Here is a 586-nt window from a genome sequence, read left to right on the forward strand (position 1 = left end):
CCAGACGGTCGTTAATGATTTTGGTGAGACCCAACAAACTTTCAAAGCTGTAGCGCGAGCCAGAAGATGCTTCTCGTGTGACCACTGCTATCGGTTGATCCGCGCCGCCGACTTCTTTCCAGTTTTTGATTTCGCCTTTGTAGATGTCAAACAGTTGTTGTGCTGAAAGGTTAGTCACAGAGTTTGTACGGTTCACAACAACGGCAAGGCCATCGTAAGCAATTGGAAACACATTCAAGTCTTCGCCTTTTTCGCTTTCTGTCAGATAGCGAGAGCTCATACCAAGTTTCACGACACCTTTGTTCACCATGGTGATCCCCGCACTAGAACCAATGCCCTGTACAGCGATGTAATTATCTGGATGTGTCTTATTGTATTCTTCGGCGAGTACGTCCATCACGCGAGCAACGGAAGTTGAACCTGAAATGTTGACTTCTTTCGCCATAGTAGAAGGAAGGGAGACAGCCATGGCTAGTAAAGTTGCCACAGTAAAACGTAACATATTTAAACTCCATATACGGTATAAAGCAGCGCTTATGATATTGCGTTCAGGTTACACTTTTGTGAATCAGAAAAGATTGTTCGA

The 586-nt window shown here is 44.7% G+C and carries 1 protein-coding gene; it reads right to left on the bottom strand.

Annotated elements, in window-relative coordinates; genetic code table 11:
- On the bottom strand, positions 1-502 hold a 502-nt coding region (locus R7F64_RS24120), incomplete at its 3' end, for a substrate-binding domain-containing protein (RefSeq protein ID WP_318072181.1).
- Positions 503-586: the final 84 nt, after the last annotated feature.

Source organism: Vibrio sp. Vb1980 (assembly GCF_033338615.1).
GTDB lineage: Bacteria > Pseudomonadota > Gammaproteobacteria > Enterobacterales > Vibrionaceae > Vibrio > Vibrio alginolyticus.